The 20,017-nt window shown below is 38.4% G+C and carries 16 protein-coding genes; 1 reads left to right on the plus strand and 15 read right to left on the minus strand.

The genetic code is table 11. From position 1 onward, the window contains the following. Positions 1-540: 540 nt before the first annotated feature. The 15 genes from ilvA to rimO all read right to left on the minus strand — a co-directional run bounded on the left by ilvA (position 541) and on the right by rimO (position 18,228). A complete protein-coding gene (gene ilvA, locus BR73_RS0116380; protein WP_033166414.1) occupies positions 541-1,761 on the minus strand; it encodes a threonine ammonia-lyase in 1,221 nt (406 codons plus the stop codon). A 14-nt stretch (positions 1,762-1,775) separates the two neighbouring features. After that, positions 1,776-2,696, minus strand: a complete 921-nt coding sequence (gene ftsY / locus BR73_RS0116385; protein WP_033166415.1) for a signal recognition particle-docking protein FtsY — start codon at positions 2,694-2,696, stop codon at positions 1,776-1,778. 90 nt (positions 2,697-2,786) lie between these two features. Beyond that, entirely contained in the window at positions 2,787-6,353 is a 3,567-nt protein-coding gene (gene smc / locus BR73_RS0116390; RefSeq protein WP_033166416.1) for a chromosome segregation protein SMC, read from the minus strand. A gap of 15 nt (positions 6,354-6,368) precedes the next feature. Next, positions 6,369-7,106: a ribonuclease III gene (gene rnc, locus BR73_RS0116395; protein ID WP_242860690.1), complete on the minus strand. Its 738-nt coding sequence runs from the start codon at positions 7,104-7,106 to the stop codon at positions 6,369-6,371. 349 nt (positions 7,107-7,455) lie between these two features. Further along, a complete protein-coding gene (gene acpP / locus BR73_RS0116400) occupies positions 7,456-7,689 on the minus strand; it encodes an acyl carrier protein (protein ID WP_033166417.1) in 234 nt (77 codons plus the stop codon). Between the two features lie 18 nt (positions 7,690-7,707). After that, positions 7,708-8,715, minus strand: coding sequence for a phosphate acyltransferase PlsX (gene plsX / locus BR73_RS0116405; protein ID WP_033166418.1), 1,008 nt, complete (start codon positions 8,713-8,715; stop codon positions 7,708-7,710). 286 nt (positions 8,716-9,001) lie between these two features. Further along, a complete protein-coding gene (locus BR73_RS0116410) occupies positions 9,002-9,781 on the minus strand; it encodes a protein-glutamate O-methyltransferase CheR (protein ID WP_033166419.1) in 780 nt (259 codons plus the stop codon). A gap of 48 nt (positions 9,782-9,829) precedes the next feature. Beyond that, positions 9,830-10,927 (minus strand): 30S ribosomal protein S1, encoded by a 1,098-nt coding sequence (gene rpsA / locus BR73_RS0116415; protein WP_033166420.1) that lies wholly within the window; start codon positions 10,925-10,927, stop codon positions 9,830-9,832. Beyond that, positions 10,915-11,760, minus strand: coding sequence for a 4-hydroxy-3-methylbut-2-enyl diphosphate reductase (gene ispH, locus BR73_RS0116420; RefSeq protein WP_033166421.1), 846 nt, complete (start codon positions 11,758-11,760; stop codon positions 10,915-10,917). Before ispH ends, rpsA begins: the two co-directional genes overlap by 13 nt. Before the next feature lie 26 nt (positions 11,761-11,786). Beyond that, the gene (gene cmk, locus BR73_RS0116425; RefSeq protein WP_033166422.1) at positions 11,787-12,473 is read right to left on the minus strand and encodes a (d)CMP kinase; all 687 of its coding nucleotides are present in this window, start codon (positions 12,471-12,473) and stop codon (positions 11,787-11,789) included. A 66-nt stretch (positions 12,474-12,539) separates the two neighbouring features. Next, positions 12,540-13,784 (minus strand): NAD(P)/FAD-dependent oxidoreductase, encoded by a 1,245-nt coding sequence (locus BR73_RS0116430; protein WP_033166423.1) that lies wholly within the window; start codon positions 13,782-13,784, stop codon positions 12,540-12,542. A gap of 207 nt (positions 13,785-13,991) precedes the next feature. Further along, on the minus strand, positions 13,992-14,561 hold the full coding sequence (locus BR73_RS0116440) for a GerMN domain-containing protein (RefSeq protein ID WP_033166425.1): 570 nt from the start codon (positions 14,559-14,561) through the stop codon (positions 13,992-13,994). A 187-nt stretch (positions 14,562-14,748) separates the two neighbouring features. After that, positions 14,749-16,011: a competence/damage-inducible protein A gene (locus tag BR73_RS0116445; protein WP_033166426.1), complete on the minus strand. Its 1,263-nt coding sequence runs from the start codon at positions 16,009-16,011 to the stop codon at positions 14,749-14,751. 119 nt (positions 16,012-16,130) lie between these two features. Further along, positions 16,131-16,670, minus strand: coding sequence for a CDP-diacylglycerol--glycerol-3-phosphate 3-phosphatidyltransferase (gene pgsA, locus BR73_RS0116450; protein WP_033166427.1), 540 nt, complete (start codon positions 16,668-16,670; stop codon positions 16,131-16,133). 196 nt (positions 16,671-16,866) lie between these two features. Continuing rightward, positions 16,867-18,228, minus strand: coding sequence for a 30S ribosomal protein S12 methylthiotransferase RimO (rimO, locus tag BR73_RS0116455; protein WP_033166428.1), 1,362 nt, complete (start codon positions 18,226-18,228; stop codon positions 16,867-16,869). 176 nt (positions 18,229-18,404) lie between these two features. On the opposite strand from rimO, the gene BR73_RS0116460 reads away from it, so the two are divergent. Next, the gene (locus tag BR73_RS0116460) at positions 18,405-20,015 is read left to right on the plus strand and encodes a hypothetical protein (RefSeq protein ID WP_033166429.1); all 1,611 of its coding nucleotides are present in this window, start codon (positions 18,405-18,407) and stop codon (positions 20,013-20,015) included. Positions 20,016-20,017: the final 2 nt, after the last annotated feature.

Here is a 20,017-nt window from a genome sequence, read left to right on the forward strand (position 1 = left end):
TATTAAAATCGGATAGAACAGAATTTAAGATAAACAAAGCAGATATAATAGAAAGCTCCTGAGTCAGTTCAATGACACAAGCTTTTATATAGCATAACAGAAATATATAAAATTGTAAACCTGTATTTACACATCCTTACATAATTACTACCAAATCTATATTATAAACACTCTGTGTATTACGTTTTATCCTCAAAAAATTTTCCAAGCGTTACTTCACATGGGGTTCCAGCATAATTACAATGTATCTTACTATTACACTCCAATAAAAAATCCATGATTCCCTGCTGTTCACTCCTTACCAGAATGAATTTAAAGGAACCATGGTACAAGTCAATTATAATGTTTAGATCAGTCCAAAGAATTTATACTTCCTGACACATGATTTACATAAATAACAGGAAATCCAGGTTGGCTGAATCTCTGAATGCACCAGGCAAACCCTCCTTGGCAGTAGCAGGTATACTATAGCTACCCCAAGGCAATGCGGCATCTGAGAAATAACCGTTCTGAATTAAGTAAACTATACGCAATCAGTTCTTAGTTATATGTATTCTTAGGCTGTACAATCTGCGGATTGTAACCCTTATCCTTCAATGCCTGAACAATTGCCTCCTTGTGTTCGTGTCCGAAGCTTTCCATGGTAATAGTAAGTTCAACAGCACTGTTTCGATTAATGGATACGAACTGATTATGGTCTAAACGAATGATGTTTCCCTGAGCAGCTGCTATGACATTGGCAACATTTACAAGTTCACCAGGACGATCCGGCAATAAAACAGACACTGTAAAGATTCGGCCCCTTTGTATAAGTCCATGTTGAACTACAGAAGAAACAGTTATTACATCCATATTTCCACCGCTTAAAATGGATACGATTTTCTTGCCGGTACAATTTAATTGCTTAAGGGCTGCTACAGTCAACAGACCGGAATTCTCCACCACCATCTTATGATTCTCAATCATATCCAGAAAACTCACTATGAGCTCACGGTCATCTATTGCTATTATCTCATCGATATTTTTCTGAATATACGGAAATATATTGCTGCCGGGGGTCTTAACCGCTGTTCCGTCAGCTATGGTTTCTATCTGCGGAATGGTAATAACATGACCTGCCTTAATGGACTCCTGCATACAATTAGCTCCTATAGGTTCTACACCGATTACTTTAATGTTGGGATTTAGCAGCTTTGCAAGGGTAGAGACACCGGCTGCAAGACCGCCGCCGCCGATTGGAACAAGAATGATGTCAACGGTAGGAAGCTCCTGAAATATTTCCATTGCTATGGTACCCTGACCGGTAGCCACAACTTCGTCATCAAAAGGATGGATAAAGGTATATCCCTTCTCTTCTGCCAGCTTTAATGCATGCTGACAGGCATCGTCATACACATTTCCATGAAGGATAACTTCTGCTCCGTAACCTTTGGTACGATTAACCTTAATAAGAGGAGTTGTTGTTGGCATAACAATAATTGCCTTTGCTCCGTACATTTTAGCAGCATATGCAACACCTTGGGCATGATTTCCCGCAGATGCCGTAATAAGCCCCTTTTCTCTGTCTTCCTTGCTTAATGTACTGATCTTATAATAAGCTCCTCGAACTTTATAGGCTCCGGTAAACTGCATATTTTCAGGTTTTAAGAATACCTTATTTCCGGTGGTGTCCGAAAAATAATCGCTGTATATTAATTTCGTCCTTAATGTGACCCTTTTGACGGTTTCTGCAGCTTCTTCAAATTTATCCAATGTCATCATTCTGTATTCTCCTTTTAGTTAAACAGTGCGTTTACAAAATCACTTGCGTTAAATTTCTGTAAATCATCAATGTGTTCCCCGATACCGATATATTTAACCGGTATGCCAAGTTCAGCCTGGATAGCAATGGCAATACCTCCTTTGGCTGTTCCGTCTAACTTTGTCAGAATAATACCTGTAATATCAGCAATTTCTTTAAACTGCTTTGCTTGGGCAAGAGCATTCTGGCCAGTTGTACCATCTAAAACAATCAGGGTCTCTCTGTAAGCATCCGGATATTCTCTGGTGATGACCCTGTCAATCTTTTTAAGCTCCTCCATAAGATTCTTCTTATTATGAAGCCTTCCTGCCGTATCACAGATTAATACGTCTGTATTTTTAGCTTTTGCAGAGGTTACAGCATCATATATTACAGCAGCCGGATCAGACCCTTCTTTTTGCGCTATTATTTCGACCTTGGCACGATCAGCCCATTCAGTGAGCTGTTCTATGGCAGCGGCACGGAAGGTATCTGCTGCTGCAACCATAACTTTTTTACCTTTATCTTTTAACTGCCCTGCCAGCTTTCCTACAGAGGTGGTTTTTCCTACACCGTTTACACCGATCAGAAGCACAATGGACCTTTGGTTCTCAAAGTCATAAGCTGCTTCGTTTACCTTCATCTGATCCATGATGCTTTCTTTTAAGAGTTCCTTGCATTCCTGAGGCTCTTTTATCTTTGCTTCTTTTACTTTTTGTTTTAGATCCGCTATAATGGAACCGGTTGTATTGATACCGATATCCGCCATGATAAGTATTTCTTCCAGCTCTTCATAAAACTCATCATCAATACTGGAAAAACCGTTGAAAATAGACTCAATACCGGAAACTATATTATTTCTTGTCTTTGAAAGCCCTTCTACCAATCTGCCAAAAAAGCCTTTTTTTTCTCCCATCCTTACCTCTTTTCTGGCCATCTGTCTTAATGGCCGTAAATCTTATTTGTCGTAAATATTAATTTACATGTGACAATTCCGTCAATTTGTTTATTTCTCTAAATCATTCTCAATCAGATTAACGGATACCAGTGTTGATACACCTTTTTCCTGCATGGTAATACCGTATAGAACATCCGCAGCATTCATGGTTCCTCTTCTGTGAGTTATGATAATAAACTGAGTATCCTTGGTCAGTTTATGAAGATATTTGGCAAAGCGTTTAACATTGGCATCATCTAAAGCCGCTTCAATCTCATCCAGGAGACAGAAAGGCGATGGCTTCAGATTCTGAATTGCAAAGAGCAGCGATATTGCTGTTAAGGCTTTTTCTCCACCTGATAGCTGCATCATATTCTGCAGTTTCTTGCCCGGTGGCTGGCTTGTGATGATAATACCTGCTTCAAGTACATCTTCACCTTCTGTTAATTCAAGTGTTGCCAGACCGCCGCCGAATAGCTCTTTAAATACCTGGTAAAACTGTACCTTTATCTGAGCAAATTTATCATTAAACTGATTGCGCATTTCTTCATCCAGCTCTTCAATAATATGGATGAGGGTATCTTCTGCTTTTTCTATATCTTCTTTTTGGCCCTTCAGGAACAGGTAACGTTCAGAAAGATTCTTATAATCTTCAATAGCATTAATATTTACATCCCCGAGACCTTTCATACTACCTTTAACTTCACCGATTCTCTTTTTCACCAAGGTAGAATCAATGTTTTCTGTTGATATTATATTCAAGGTTTCAAGGGCAGTATGCAGGGTAAGTTCATATTCCTCCCACATATAATCTTTCTTCTCATTGAGCTGCTCTTCCAGTCTTTCCAACTGACCGCTCAAACGGAAAATCTCTTTATCCAGATTGATAATTTCCTTGGAGAGTTCTTCCCTTCGATCAAAGAAGCTTTTATGAGTTAAGGTTACCGTGTCTTTCTTTGCCTGTATTTCCTTGATCTGTTCTTCAAGTTTACTGACTTCTTCACTATAGTTCCTTGTTTTTTCTTCATCCAGGCTTATAGCGTTTAATTTTTCATCGTATGAGGTCAGAGATGCCTCTCTATTACGTTTAATGCCGTTTTCTTCTTCATAGAGTTTTTCGAGCTCACGCTTTATTCTTTTGATATTATCGAGCAAATGCTGGTTTTTCTGGTCAAAAGCTGACATTTCAACCTTTGCCTGGGACACCTTTTCATTTAAGAGTTGTTCCTGCTTCTTCACTTCCTCCAGCTGCCGATTCATCTCTTCAATTCTTTGTTCATTCTCCTTGCTCTTTTCTTCGTTGAGAATAAGGCTGTCTCTTAGAATTGTAATATTTTTATTTAATTCTATACTCTGATTTTCAATTTGATTTATTTCATTTGTAATTTCTTCGTAAAGTGCCTTTAATTCCTGTTTCTTTTTATCTGCCTGTGACAGCTGAAGCTTTAAGGTATTTTCCCTAAGATGAATTTCCTGAAGAGCTTGTTTTTTCTCCTCCACCTCACTTAAAGCTGCCTGTATGTCCTGTAGAATTACTTCCCGGTTATGATTCTGACTTATTACTTCTGTTTTTAATACAGAAATTTTTTCTTCCAGATCTTCTATTTCACGTCTTCTGCTCAGCAGATTACTGGAGTTCTTATAAGCGCCTCCCGACAAAGAACCACCAGGGCTTAAAAGCTCTCCGTCCAGAGTGATGATCCGCAAAGTATAATTATATTTCCTGGCAATAAACAACGCATTGTCAATATTGTCTACCACAAGGCTTTTTCCGAGAAGATACTGCATAAGGCCCTTAAAACGTTCTTCTGTCTTGACCAGCGTATTGGCAAGACCAAGTACACCTTTTTCCTCTAAATACCTTTGCTGACCGTAAGCTTCTTTTGCAGAAATACTGGTTAAAGGAAGAAAGGTAGCACGTCCGTATTTATTCTGCTTCAGATAATCAATCAGTTCTTTTGCCGTAGTTTCCGTATCTGTAACAATATTCTGAATACTTCCGCCTAAGGCTGTTTCTACCGCTGTTTCATATTTGGGTTCTGTCTTAATAATATCTGCAACAACTCCGATTACACCTTTGGTATCTTTCTTCTCCATGATTCTTCGGATACTATTGCCATAACCTTCATATCGTTCCGTAAGGTTTTTTAAGGCTTCCAGCTGGGAACTTCCCGTCTGATACTCACGCTGCTTCTTTTGTATTTCCTCTTCTATTACCTTAAGATTATTTCGAAAATCAGTTACTTTATCCTGCGCTTTGCTGGTTTCCCTTAGGTTTTCCTGCTTTTGCATCTCAAGAGTTTCTATCTGTAATCTGACATTTTGGATTTCCTGATCATTTATCGCATCTTCACTTTTATTACGAAGAATTCTCTGGGTAAGTTCTGTTTTCTTTATATTATTCTGTTCCAGAATAGTTTCATATCTCTGAAGATTCGTTTTAATTCCGGAATTCTCATTAAGATAATCAAATATCTCACCGTGTAGATTTTCAGCCAGGGCAGTATCTTCCTTAATCCGGCTGCGAATCTCTTCTAACTCCAATACATTGACAGACTGACTTTCATCCATCTTGTCTATGAGCAGGTCTAATTCTTTTTTTTGCTTTATGTAACTTTCCTGCTCTTCTGCCCTTGCCTTGATATCCTCTGTTATGGCAGTAAGCCTGGTCTCATAATGAGCATCATTTTGTTTAATGGATAAGAGCTGCTCTTTTAATACCTTTATTTCACCTTCGGTTTTCTCCTGATTCAAACGGGTGTTACTTTGAGACACCTTAAGTTCCTCTAAGGCAGCGTTAAATTCTTCAATTTCTTTTTCTAACAGGGAGAATTCTTCTTTAATATGCTCCGATTTTTCATTGGCAGTATTTAAATTATCAGTAGCAATCGTCAGTTTTTCATTGGTCTGGTTCTTTGTTTCCTGCATTTTCTCATTCTCATACAGGAACAACTGAATATCAAGTTCTTTTAATTCATCCCTTAGCTTAAGATATTCTTTTGCCACTGCTGATTGCTTCTCCAGAGGACCTACCTGTTTCTCAATCTCAGAGAGTATATCCTGGATTCTGCTTAAGTTAAGGCGTTCTTCCTCCAGATTATGCTGTGCGGATAGCTTTCTCTTCTTAAACTTAACAATACCGGCAGCTTCGTCAAAGAGTTCCCTTCTGTCGTCCGGTTTTCCGCTTAGTATCTTTTCGATCTGACCCTGTCCGATAATGGAGTATCCTTCTTTACCAATACCAGTATCGAGAAACAGTTCCTGTACATCTTTTAAACGACAGGTACTTCCATTTAAGAGATATTCACTTTCACCGGAGCGATATACTCTTCTGGCCACTGTTACTTCGTCATATTCAATGGGCAGTTTATGATCTTCATTATTTATTGTCAGGGACACATAAGCAAAGCCCAGGGGTTTTCTGGTTTCCGTTCCGGAGAAAATAACATCCTCCATCCTGGCTCCTCTTAACTGCTTAGCACTTTGTTCGCCTAAGACCCACCTTACAGCATCGGCTACATTACTCTTACCGCTGCCGTTGGGGCCGACAATTCCAGTAATACCATCATGAAACTCAAAGATAATTTTATTGGCAAAGGATTTAAATCCATAGACTTCAATACTTTTAAGATACATAGTTTCTCCCGACCTTTAATTTTTGCTATTCTGGGGAATGAGATTCTTTTTCCGATTAATCTTTAAGATGGATGCGTAGGCGGCTTCCTGTTCAGCAGCCTTCTTCGTCCTGCCCACGCCGGAACCCAGTTCCATATCCTTGACAAGTGCAACTACTGTGAATTGCTTATTATGATCCGGTCCTTCTTCTTTAATTAACTCATAGGATAACTGTTCTTTGTATTCACTTTGGACAATTTCCTGTAAGATAGTCTTGCTATCGAAAAAGAGCTTCTTATTTTCTATATCAGATAAAATGAAGCGTAAAATAAACTCTTTTGCATTAGTAAAACCACCATCAATATAAATTGCACCTATTATTGCCTCCACTGTATCGGATAGAATGGAAAATCTTTCCCTTCCGCCGGTGGCAGCTTCCCCTTTTCCCAAAAGCAGGTAATTTCCTACCTTCATGTCTATGGCACAATTAGCAAGGGTCTGTTCACATACCAGTCTGGCTCTTAACTTTGTAAGTTCTCCCTCTGGCATTTTAGGATTATTCTCATATAGAAATTCACTGGTTATCAATTCCAATACCGCATCACCAAGAAACTCCAGTCTTTCGTTATTTTCTAACTTGCTGACTCTTTTTTCGTTGGCATAGGAGCTATGGGTAAGTGCTCGTTTTAATATCATACGGTCTCTGAAGCGGTAATCTATTGCATCTTCGAATTTTCTCAGTTTTTCTAATATCAATTCTTCCGATCGATTCATTCTTGTCCTCCATTTCCTTATATTTCTTTTTATATATTTTAAAATAGCCCTTTAAAAGGCAAAGCCTCAATAAGGGCATAAGTCCATTGGAAGGACTTATGCTCCTTACATGAGCTTATACTCTTTATAAGAGCTTAAGCCTTCTGCAAGAGTTTATGCCTTCTGCAAGAGTTTATGCCTTCTGCAAGAGCTTATGCCTTCTGCAAGAGCTTAAGCTTTCTGCAAGAGCTTATACCCTCTGCAAGAGTTTACGCACTTTATAAAAGCTTATGGCTTCTATAAGCGCTTATCCCCTTTATAAGAGCTTAAGCCCTTATCCAAGGGCTTAATATGATTGCTATTAAACTATCTATTGATTCAGTGCGTTTTTGATTTGCTCTACCGCATCACTTACAGTTATTATGTTCTCAGCTTCTTCATTGGCAATTTCAATGTCGAATTCCTCTTCTATACCCATGATGATTTGGAAGATATCAAGGGAGTCAGCACCTAAGTCATCTACGAAAGTAGTCTCCATTGTTATTTCATCCTCATCTACATTTAAAACTTCGCTTATTATTTTTTGTAATTTTTCAAATTCCATAATATTCACCTTTCTTTTCTATTCTTCTTCCAGATGCATTCTGATTTTATCATTAATATTCTGCTCTGTAAAAGTAATACATTGAATAATTGAATTCTTAATCTCATTGCTGGTGGAATTGCCGTGAGCTTTCACAACAAGACCATTAAGACCAAGCATGGGTGCACCGCCATAGGCAGATGCATCAAAAGATTTCAACGTCTCTTTTAAAGCAGGCTTACATAACAGAGCACCAATTTTGCTCTTTGTCGTACTCATTAACCCTGCTTTTATTTTACCGATTAAAGTACTGCCCAGTCCTTCATATAATTTAAGAATTACATTCCCAACAAAAGCTTCACATACGATTACGTCTGCTCCGCCTTTTGGAATCTCTCTTGCTTCGATACTGCCGATAAAATTTATGTCATTACAATTCTTAAGCAAAGGGAAGGTTTCCTTTACCAGCATATTTCCTTTTTCTTCCTCTGCGCCTATGTTAACAATGGCCACTCTCGGATTTTTGATTCCGATGACATTTTCCATGTAAACGGAACCCATTTTTGCAAACTGCACCAAATGCGAAGGTCTTGCATCAACATTGGCACCGCAGTCAATCAGAAGAGAAACTCCGCTTTCTGTAGGAATAACCGGTGCTAAAGGTGGTCTGTCTATACCTTTTATTCTTCCAATTATCAATTGCCCGCCAACTAAAACCGCACCTGTACTGCCCGCTGAAACAAATGCATCTGCTTCACCATTCTTCACCAGGTTCATAGCCACTACAATGGAAGAATTCTTCTTACGCCGAATAGCCATAACAGGGGCTTCATCGTTGGTTATCACATCTTCTGCATGGACAACCGTCAGACGCTCCTTATCATAATTGATTCCCTTCAGCTCTGAAAGAATAGCATTTTCCTGCCCTACTAAGATAACCTTAATATCTTTTCTCTCATTTACTGCTTCAAGAGCACCTTTTACAATTTGAGCCGGAGCATAGTCACCGCCCATTGCATCAACTGCAATTCTCACAACTTTTTCCATAGTCAGCTCCCATCTGCGCATAGCATTAAGCTCAAACCATGAGCTTATTATACTGTTTTTCTTGGGTTTTCAATTATTCATTTGTAACTCTCCAGTTGGCCCAAAGGTTTTAAATCGCTTAAACCAAAGGGGCTGAATTGTCTCAAAATTTTACCCAGTCAGTATCTATACACAATATACTAGATATCATTATAAAAATCAACAACAAAATAAGAAAAAAATAAGTGATATTCCAGAGTCATTTTAATTACCTGCAGACTTGAAATATCACTTTATGTGATAAGTACTATATCTTTTTATAGAAAAATGATTTATAAGTGGCAAATTGCAGGTTCTGTGGCTGTATAATCTGTTCAGTGCTACCAACAAACAATATAGCATCTTTCTTCAGAGCTGCATTAAAATTCTTATAAATGCTATCCTTTGCTTCTTCTGTGAAATAAATGAGTACATTTCGGCACACGATTAAATCACACCCGGAAGGATAATCATCCTTTAAAAGATTATGCTGTCTGAACTCAACACATGCTTTAATGCTGTCGGATATCTGATAGGTTGTACTGTTGATTTCTGTAAAATGCTTTTTCAGAAGTTCATCTGGCAGCCCTTTCAGACTCTTAATGTTATACAGACCCATTCTTGCCTTCTCAAGTATCTGTTTATCAATGTCAGTGGCAATAACCTTAATACGGTTAAGCGGCATGAATTTTGATAACAGCATTACAAGAGAATAAGGTTCGTCACCTGTTGAACATGTAGCACTCCATATTTTCAGATTATTTCCGAACTTACCAAAAAGATAAGGCAGTACTTCCTTTTCTAACAAAACCCACTGCTCTGGATTACGGTAAAATTCTGATACATTGATAGTAAGATAATTTACGAATTCCTCGAACATTACAGGATTTTTCTTTATCGTTTCTACATAAGCGTCATAGGAATCTATCTTATGTTTCGCTATTAATGCATCAATTCTTCTTTTCATCTGACGTTCTTTATATAAACTTAGGTTTATTTTAGTCAGTTGATAAATTTGGGTCTTAAAGGATTCATAGTTATCCGTCAAGCAAAGACACTCCTATCTTTTGTTTAGTAAAGTCCGATATCCCTGCAATTATTCAGCAGATGTTTCTTCAGCAGCTTCATTGCTTTCTTCAACTGCTGTATCCAATGCTTTGATACTTAAGCTGATTTTCTTCTCATCGTTATTAAAGTCTACTACTCTTGCAGTAACTTCTTCACCGATCTTTAAGACATCAGAAGGTTTTTCAACGTGCTCTCTGGAAATCTGAGATACATGAAGAAGAGCATCTACACCTGGCTCTAATTCTACGAATGCACCGAAATCAGTCATTCTTGCAACTTTGCCTGTTACAACATTGCCTACGGCATAATTCTCAGAAGCTTTAATCCAGGGATTTTCATCTTCGAATTTCAGACTGAGAGCAATTTTCTCTCCAGAGATATCTTTGATAAGAACCTTGATGTTCTCTCCAACTTTGAATACCTTTTTAGGGTTTTCTACTCTGCCCCAGGACATCTCGGAGATATGAAGAAGGCCGTCAGCACCGCCTAAGTCGATAAATGCACCGAAATCAGTTACATTCTTTATTGTTCCTTCTACAGTCATACCCGGTTTGATTCTTTCAAACAGTTCTTTCTGTAAAGCTTGTTTCTTAGCTACGATTAGCTGCTTACGGTCACCGATGATTCTTCTCTTCTTAGGATTGAACTCAGAGATAACGAACTCGATTTCCTGTCCTGCATATTTCTCAAGATTCTTCTCATATCCATCGGATACAAGGCTGGCAGGGATAAATACTCTTGTTTCATCAACAATTACACTTAATCCGCCTTCTAATACTGCAGTTACTTTTGCTGTAAGTACTTCTTTGTTGTTAAATGCTTCTTCTAAACGTTTGCTTCCTTTTTCGGCTGCCAGTCTCTTATAGGTTAAAAGAACTTGTCCTTCGCCGTCATTTACTTTTAATACTTTAGCCTGTAAAGTATCTCCTTCTTTTACGACAGTTGTAAGGTCAACACCCGGTGTGTTGGTATATTCACTTCTGGTAATGATTCCGTCAGCTTTGTAACCTATATTTAAGACGATCTCGTCTTCTTTTACACGTATTACAGTGCCCTCTACAACCTCTCCGTTTTGTATTGTTTTTAATGATTCCTCCAATAATTGCTCAAAACTCATTTCTGACATGCAGTATGAACCTCCTTGATAATATTGTTTGGGGTTGATGCCCCTGCTGTAATACCTACGCTACGAAAAGATTTGAGTTTCTCCAAATCCAGGTCTTTCAGTGTCTGTATATAGTAAGTATTTTCACATTCAGCTTTAGATATTTCGTACAGTTTCTGAGTGTTAGAACTGTGCATATCTCCAATTACAATCATAGCGTCAGAAGCCTTGGCAAGCTCTTTTGCCTCGGTTTGGCGCTCTTTTGTGGCATTACATATTGTATTTAAAACAATTATATCATAACCCTTTTCGGTTATAATTTCAACTACATCTTGAAAATTATTGTAGTTAATTGTCGTCTGCGCGACAATGCAAACCTTGGAATTGCCAGATAAATCAAAGCTTTCAGCATCTTCCTTGTTTTCTATAACTGTATAATTATTCAAACACCAGCCAATTATCCCTTGTACTTCCGGGTGCTTTTCACTGCCGACAATAATGATATGACGGCCGGCTTCTGTCTGCTCTTTCACTATTTTATGGATTTTAAGAACAAAGGGACAGGTTGCATCAACCATGTTCAGATTGTTCTGCTTTATAATGTCGTAAATTCTTTCGGAAACACCATGGGAGCGTATAATTATTGTACCCTCTGTCAATGCTTTTAATTCCTCATCTGACTTAATCAGCTCTACACCTTTTTCAGCCAGGTCCTTTATAACTTCTTCATTATGTATGACAGGTCCATAGGTATAAACCTTATCACCTTTTTCAATTTCATTATAAACGGCATCTACCGCGCGTTTTACCCCGAAGCAAAAGCCAGCGGTACGAGCCAGAACTACCTTTTCCAAATGAAACCTCTTTCTATACAACCGGTCTAACAGTTCGATTTTTCTCTGAACAGCTTAATAATAGCGTCTGCCACTTCTTCAATGGAAAGGTAAGAACAATCCAGAAGAACAGCATCCTCTGCTTGTCTTAAGGGAGATACCTCTCTGTTCATATCCTGATAATCCCTGGCTATAATATCTTTTTCTATTTCTTCTATATTACAGTAAATTCCCTTCTCCGTCAATTCCTTAAATCTTCTTTCAGCTCTGACTCCTACTTCAGCTGTCAGATAAATTTTTAAATCGGCAAAAGGAAGTACCACAGTACCTATATCTCTTCCATCCATAATAATATGGTCGGAATCTGCAATTTTTTTCTGAATATCAACCATTTTTTCGCGGACTGCCTTGAATTTGGCTACGGCTGAGGCCATTTTTCCGGCTTCTTCTGTTCGGATACTGTCTGTAACATTTTCACCATTCAGATATATTTGCTGTCTGCCCTCCTGATATTTCAGGCTGACTTCTGCTTTTTTACAGGAAACGCCTACCGCTTCTTCATTTTCGGCATCAATGCCTTCCTTTAATGTCAACAATCCCATGGCACGGTACATTGCGCCAGTATCCACGTATATAAACTGCAATTCTTTTGCTACAAGCTTTGCAATTGTACTTTTACCCGCTCCTGCAGGTCCGTCTATTGCTATGCTGTAATGCTTTTGTTTGTTTTGCATGCTGTTTTCTTCCTATTTATATGAATTTTATTCTTTTGATTATTATTACTACTATTAAACAATAATTTATACTGCATTTCCTGCAATATAAGCTGTTGACCAGGCTATTTGAAGATTGAATCCACCGGTTAACGCATCCAGATCCAGTACTTCTCCGATATAGTATACTCCCGAAACAAGCTTTGATTCCATGGTAGAAGGATTAATTTCTTTAATGGAAATTCCACCTTTGGTAATGACAGCTTCATTATAACCTCTGAGACTGTCGATATGAAGCGGCATTGCTTTTAAGACTTCAATAAGTCTCTTTCTTTCTTCTTTCGTAATGAGATTGACTTTCTTTTCCGGATCAATTTTGCTTAATGCTATTATAACTTGAATCAGCTTTCGTGGCAATAGCTGATCAAGTGCATTCTTATATTGTTTATTTTTAAATTCATCAAAATCTCTTAATATTCTTGTATCCAGCTGTTCTTTCGTCAGAGCAGGCTTTAAATCTATGGTAAGAACAAGATCCTTATTGCCCATATGAGGGATGCAATAACTGCTGGCACTTAAAATTACCGGACCACTGACGCCAAAGTGCGTAAAGAGAAGTTCACCGAAATCAGAATAAATTGCTTTTCCCTGACTGGTTACGGTTATCTCAATATTTTTGAGAGCCAGGCCCTGCAGTTCTTTCACCAACTCTATTTCCTGGATATTCATTGGCACCAGAGAAGGATTCAGCTTGGTTACAGCATGTCCCATTGCTTTTGCAAATCGGTAGCCGTCTCCGTTGGATCCCGTTGAAGGATAGGACAGGCCTCCGGTTGCAACAATAATTTTACCGGCGTATAACTTTTCTTTGGTATTCTTTAAAAGGACACCTTTAGCCCTTCCGTCTTCAGCCAATATTTCTTCAACTTCACACTGATATCTTATTTCTACCTGAAGCCGTTTTAATTCTTTTAGAAGTGCACCGATTACATCAGAGGATTTATCTGATTCCGGAAACACCCTGCCGCCTCTTTCAATTTTGGTCTTTAATCCCAGCTGTTCAAAAAAATCAATAACATCGTAGTTCGTATAGCCATAAAAAGCACCATATAGGAATTTAGGATTGCTCATTACATTACTGAACAAATCCTCCATGTCACATGCATTTGTTATATTACACCGGCCTTTACCGGTAATGTAGAGTTTTTTGCCTGCTTTATCGTTTTTCTCCAATAGAAGGACATCATGGCCATTTCTTGCCGCAAATACGGCAGCCATCATACCGGCAGCGCCTGCACCTACCACGATTATCCTGTTACTTCCATTAATCATTTTAATCTCCATTCATGCCTTGGTGTGCTTAAATCATGCCCCAGCTCCCATTGCATGCAGCATCTGCTTATAGATACTGCACTGTCACAAATAAGGATGTGAATTATGCTTCTCAATAATTCACCCAACCTCTTTGCGAATATTAAATCTTTGAAGGGGCTGCTGCAAAAACTCTGATACTTAAATTGCAACAGCCCCTGATAATTATTATTTTGATTTATTTCCGTCCAGGTAAACACCATTAAGATCATATGACAGATTTGCGGATTGATAAGGTTCTCCTGCAACCCGGAATATTACCTTAGGGTATTCCGGCAGGTTGTCTACCAGGCTCTGGGCAATAGAATCCAGTATGGTTGTCTCAACGGATAAATCTACATTACTAACAGGTGGTGTATCTCCTGTAAAACTAACGATAACAGTATCCTTCTCAGTTGTTACACTTTCAACTCCTACATCGATTAAACGTTCAGCCAGGGAGTCAATAACCTGGTCTACTATAAGCTCCGGTGTAATTTCCGTGTCTTCGTTTATAGCAGCTGTTGCAGCCTCCACTTCCTGCGTGCTTTCATTAATCGTATAAATAGGAATTTCTTTTGTTGCAGCCGGTGCAACGCCAATTTTAGTCTCTGGGTCCGTACCTGCTTCGGGAGTTAATATGGTATTGACAGAAGGTTTTATATCCTCCTTTGTATCTTCCCTTTTGGTACACGCTGTTGTTACAACCATCAGAAATAAAACCAGGATTACAGTAAGCTTCCCTGCAGTATTTTTCATTCTAATCACTCCTACTGAATTACCAAACATAGGCATAGCATTTATACTCACTCCATTTATAATATATGGGCCAAGTATGTCATTTTTATGTTAAAACCTTGTTATTTGTTAAGCAATGATCTTTAAAGCAATAGAATTATCTGTTTTTTTGTACTGTTTTCCTTTATTCGCCACTTATTGTAAATTACTATATATTACTATTTTCATATTCTTTTAGTATACTCATCCGCAGGAAATCCAGAGCACTGATAACAGTGTACTCTCTGACCTTTTGGCGATTTCCTCTGAAATGGTACTCTCTGACTTCAGTTTTACCATTAAGATAACATCCAATATACACAAGACCAACAGGTTTAAGTTCAGTTCCCCCATCAGGGCCGGCAATACCAGTCACAGACAATGCTGCAGTACTCTCTGCTGCTCTACCGGCACCTTGCGCCATCTCAGCTGCTGTTTCTTTGCTGACAGCACCAAAAGCTTTCAGGGTCTCTTCAGAAACACCCAGATATTTCATTTTTGCCTTGTTAGAATAAGTGACAAAGCCTTCTTCAAACACTGCAGAAGCACCTGAAACATTCACCAGCTTTCCGGAGAGTAGTCCACCGGAACAGGACTCAGCGGTGGCAAGGGTCAGCTTGTGTTTTATCAGAAGCTTAATTACTGCTTCTTCTAAGGATACTTTCTCTTCTGTTGTATAGATAGTAGCTCCGAAGCGTTTCTTAAGTTCTTCCACCAGAGGTGCCGTTAACATTTTCCCTTCATCTTCTGAAGCTGCAAGTGCTGTTACACGAAGATGAACCTCACCGTTTTTGGCATAGGTGGCAATGGTTGGGTTGGTTTGAACGGTAATTAAATCCTTGACCATAAGTTCTGCTTTGCTCTCACCAATACCGCAGACCTTAACCATTTCAGAATATAGCACATTCCGGGAAAGACTTTTCAGATAAGGAAAGACAGCCTCTTCAAACATTGGAATCAATTCTCCCGGAGGTCCAGGCAGCAACACAACCGACTTCCCTTCTTCTGTTTTTACAATCAGACCAGGTGCAGTACCATTATTATTGTACAAGACAAGGGAGCCTTCTATTATTTCCGCCTGTTTCCAGTTGTTTTCAGGTATGTCCTTCCTGTCCCTGCCTTTAAAATACTCTTCAATTCTTTCCTTCGCCAAAGAATCTACAGAAAGTTCTTTCTCTAACACTTTAGCAGTTACTTCCTTTGTCAGATCATCTTCTGTGGGACCTAAACCACCTGTTAAGATTACCACATCACTTCTATTTAATGCCTGTGACAATACCTGGGTAAGTCTGTCCTCATTGTCTCCGACAGATACTTGGTAATAGTTTGACAAACCCAGCGCAGCACATCTTTCTGCCAGATAGCTTGCATTGGTATTAACAATGTTTCCAAGAAGTATTTCCGTTCCTACACTGATTAGTTCTACTGTCATATTTTATACCCATTGTATACCGCAGCTTTGTCTGCGATACTGCCAACAATGAAAAGCATGAAGGATTCACATCGTGGCAACCTTTCTAATATACTTTCATTCACATCTGCATCATGTTTCTACTTTTGTTCCGTGAGAACTTTTCTATTCTTGTACAGATAATCCAGTAAAGATACCACGGTCAATATAAGAGACAGATAGATAAATACCTGTTCCAGAGCGAGTAAGATGGGATTATCAAAATGGAATATCAGTAAAACCGCCATAATCATTTGAGCTGTTGTCTTAAATTTTGCAATGTTACTTGCAGCAATGACTACACCATTATCAGATGCCACCAGACGGAAACCACTGATAATAAATTCTCTTGAAATAATTACAACTATAATCCAGGCCGGTACAAGCTTAAGCTCAACAAAACAGATAAGCGCAGCACAGACTAAGAGTTTATCTGCAAGAGGGTCTGCGAACTTACCAAAGTTGGTAACCAGGTTATGCTTTCTTGCAAGATAACCATCAAGTGCATCGGATAAGGATGCAATAATAAAAATTACACCTGCAACATTTTTACCGCCAGGTATACCTGGTACTAAAAAGAAAATCAAAAATACAGGAATCATGCATGCCCTTGCTATTGTTATTTTATTCGGCAGATTCATATTAACTCCTTTCGTTATTATTAAATTTTTGATTTTATTATCCTGAATCCGTAGTTGAAAAAAGTCTTTTCTTTTTCCAGCCTAACCTCTTTTCTGAGTATCCCTTTTGACATACGGATCTTCGTATAATTAGTTTATCAGAAATTGTTTTCTGATTTCTGATAAACGTCGGTTCTTTCCGCCTGTGAGGCGCTGACTAGTTAACCAGTTCTCCTATTAAATCATATCCTTTCGCATCGGTAACTACAGCTTCAATGATTTCACCCGACATGATTTCTGCTCTTGTAGGTACAAAAATATATCCATCCACATTAGGAGCATCCATATAGGTTCTTCCAATATAGACGTTCCCGGCTTCCATTCCATATTCCTCAATGGCTTCCTCCGGGAGTTTACCTTCAATAAGCACTTTTAATCTGTTACCTACTTTTTCCTCTGCTTTCTCAAAAGCAATTTTCTGCTGTAAAGCCATAATTTCTTTCTGGCGTTTTACTTTTACTGCTTTTTTTATCTGGGAGGGCATTTTAGCAGCAGGCGTATCCTCTTCTTTTGAATAAGTAAATACCCCCAGTCTGTCAAAGCCCATTTCCTCCACAAAGCTTTTCAGCTCTTCATGGTCTTCTTCCGTCTCTCCCGGAAAACCTGTTATCAAGGTAGTTCTAAGGGCAATATCGGGAATTTCTTTTCTAAGTTCCGCTACCTTCTGAATCAGTTCTGCTTTACTGGTTTTTCTACCCATTTTCTTTAACACATTATCACTGGCATGCTGAATAGGCATATCAAGGTAATGACAGATTTTCTTTTCGGTCTTGATTACTTCTATCAGTTCTTTGGTGATTTCTTCAGGATAGCAGTAAAGGATTCGAATCCATTCAATTCCTTCAATCTTACATAGTTCTCTTAAAAGCTCCGGAAGTTTCTTTTCACCGAAAAGGTCTTTTCCGTAAAGTGTTGTTTCCTGGGCAACCAGAATCAATTCTTTAACCCCGTTATCCGCCAGGTCCTTTGCTTCTTCAAGTACTTCTTCCATTGGCCTGCTCTGATAATTGCCTCTGATTTTTGGAATGATACAATAGGTACAGTATTTATTGCAGCCCTCTGCGATCTTTAAATAGGAGAAGTAACCACCAGTAGTATTAATACGTTTATGCTTTTCTGTCTGTATATTTTCTGTGGCAGTTTCTTCCACTTTGACGGACTTGCTTCCATTTAATACATCTTCAATAACAGTTGCTATTTCTTCATATCTCTTTGTTCCGACTACCGCATCCACTTCAGGTATCTCATTTAAGATATCTTCTTTATAGCGCTGTGCAAGACATCCGGTAACAATAAGACCCTTTAATATTCCTGTTTTCTTATACTGCCCCATTTCAAGGATAGTATTAATACTTTCTTCTTTTGCATCATTGATAAAGCAGCAGGTATTTACAATAATAATATCCGCTTTATCTTCCTCATCGGTTATGGTAAAACCATATTCTTTAATTATTCCAAGCATTATCTCACTGTCCACCAGATTCTTATCGCAACCCAGCGAAACAAAAAATATATTCATTCATACCTCCAAATATTCGTATACTAAAATGTTACCTTTGACATTTTAACAGCTTTTTGCTGAAAAGGAAACATTTTTTATTTTTATTTAATCTTTTGCAAATTTTAATCTGATTATAATTGACTTTTATCCTTTATTTGTTAAGATAGAAGAAATCAAACGAAAGGTTATGAAATATGAAAAAAACAAGAAATATTATTATAGGATTATTATCCTTCTTTGTTCTGGTATTTTGTTATTATTATGCAACACTTCCAGCTGTAAACATCCATTCTCATGGTTTTTGGATATTTGTGATAACAGCGCTGATCCTCTTAACTGTCATCGTTGGTTTTGCCACCAACAAAAGCCGAAGTGTTAATTCAGTTCAAGATTTGATTGCCGGAATGCCCGTTAAGATATCCGTCGGAATTACATTAATCGTAGTTATATTTTATATTGCCGGCTCATTGCTTTCCTCTCCTATTATTAACTCCGGTAAATATCAGAAGCTTTTAACGGTTAACGAAGGAGACTTTAAGACTGATATAGAAGAAATCTCTTATTCAGAGATCCCTGTACTGGACAAAGATTCTGCAAGTCTTTTAGGCTCCAGAAAGATGGGCAGCATAACAGAATATGTATCACAGTTTGAGGTGGCAGACAATTATACCCAGATCAACTATCAGGGTGCGCCAACCCGTGTTACTCCTTTAGAATACGGTAATACCATTAAATGGCTTACAAACAGAGGTGAAGGTATTCCTGCTTATATGCGTATCGATATGGCAACAGAAAATGTGGAGCTTATTAAGCTTTCCGAAGGAATAAAATACTCCATGTCCGATCACTTCGGCAGATATTTACCCCGTTATTTAAGATTCCATTATCCAACTTATGTGTTTTCTTCCTATAATTTTGAAATCGATGAAGCAGGAGTTCCTTACTGGGTATGCCCGGTTAAGGATTATACCATTGGTTTGTTCGGCGGTGAAACCGTTGGCAGGGTTATACTTGTAAATGCTGTTACAGGTGATCTTACCAATTATAAAGTTTCCGAAGTCCCCCAATGGGTTGACCGTGTTTATTCCGCTGAATTGTTAATCAGTCAGTATAATTATTACGGCACCTTAAAACATGGTTATTTTAACTCAGTCTTCAGCCAGAAGGATTCCTTAAAAACTACGGAAGGTTATAATTATCTGGCACTGGAGGATGATGTCTGGGTATATACCGGTATTACTTCAGTAGGCGGTGATGAATCCAACGTAGGTTTTGTCCTAATGAATCAGCGAACAGCAGAGACAAGATATTATCCTATTCCCGGTGCGGAAGAATACTCCGCTATGGCCTCTGCTGAGGGTCAGGTACAGCACCTTGGTTATACGGCTACTTTTCCTCTTCTTTTAAATATTGGCGGGGAACCCACTTATTTTATTGCATTAAAAGATGCCGCCGGACTTGTTAAGAGTTATGCTATGGTTAATATCTCCAGGTATCAGATCGTTGCCACTGCAGAAACCATCAAGGAATGTGAAAAGTTATATCTGGCAAAATTAAAAGATGACAATATCATTACGGAAGACACCGGAGCTCAGCTTACTATAAGCGGTTATATCAGTAAAATTTCCGATGTGGTTATAGACGGAAATTCCCACTATTATATACTGCTCCAGGGAAATGATGAGATCTTTGATGTTAATGTTTCTAAATTCCCTCAAATTATTAAATATAATGTTGAAGATTCCATTAGCTTCTCCTACAGCGCCGGTTCCAGCTACAATACTGTAGATGAAATAACAGAATAATA

The organism is Clostridium sp. KNHs205 (genome assembly GCF_000702945.1).
Taxonomy (GTDB): domain Bacteria; phylum Bacillota; class Clostridia; order Lachnospirales; family Lachnospiraceae; genus Anaerocolumna.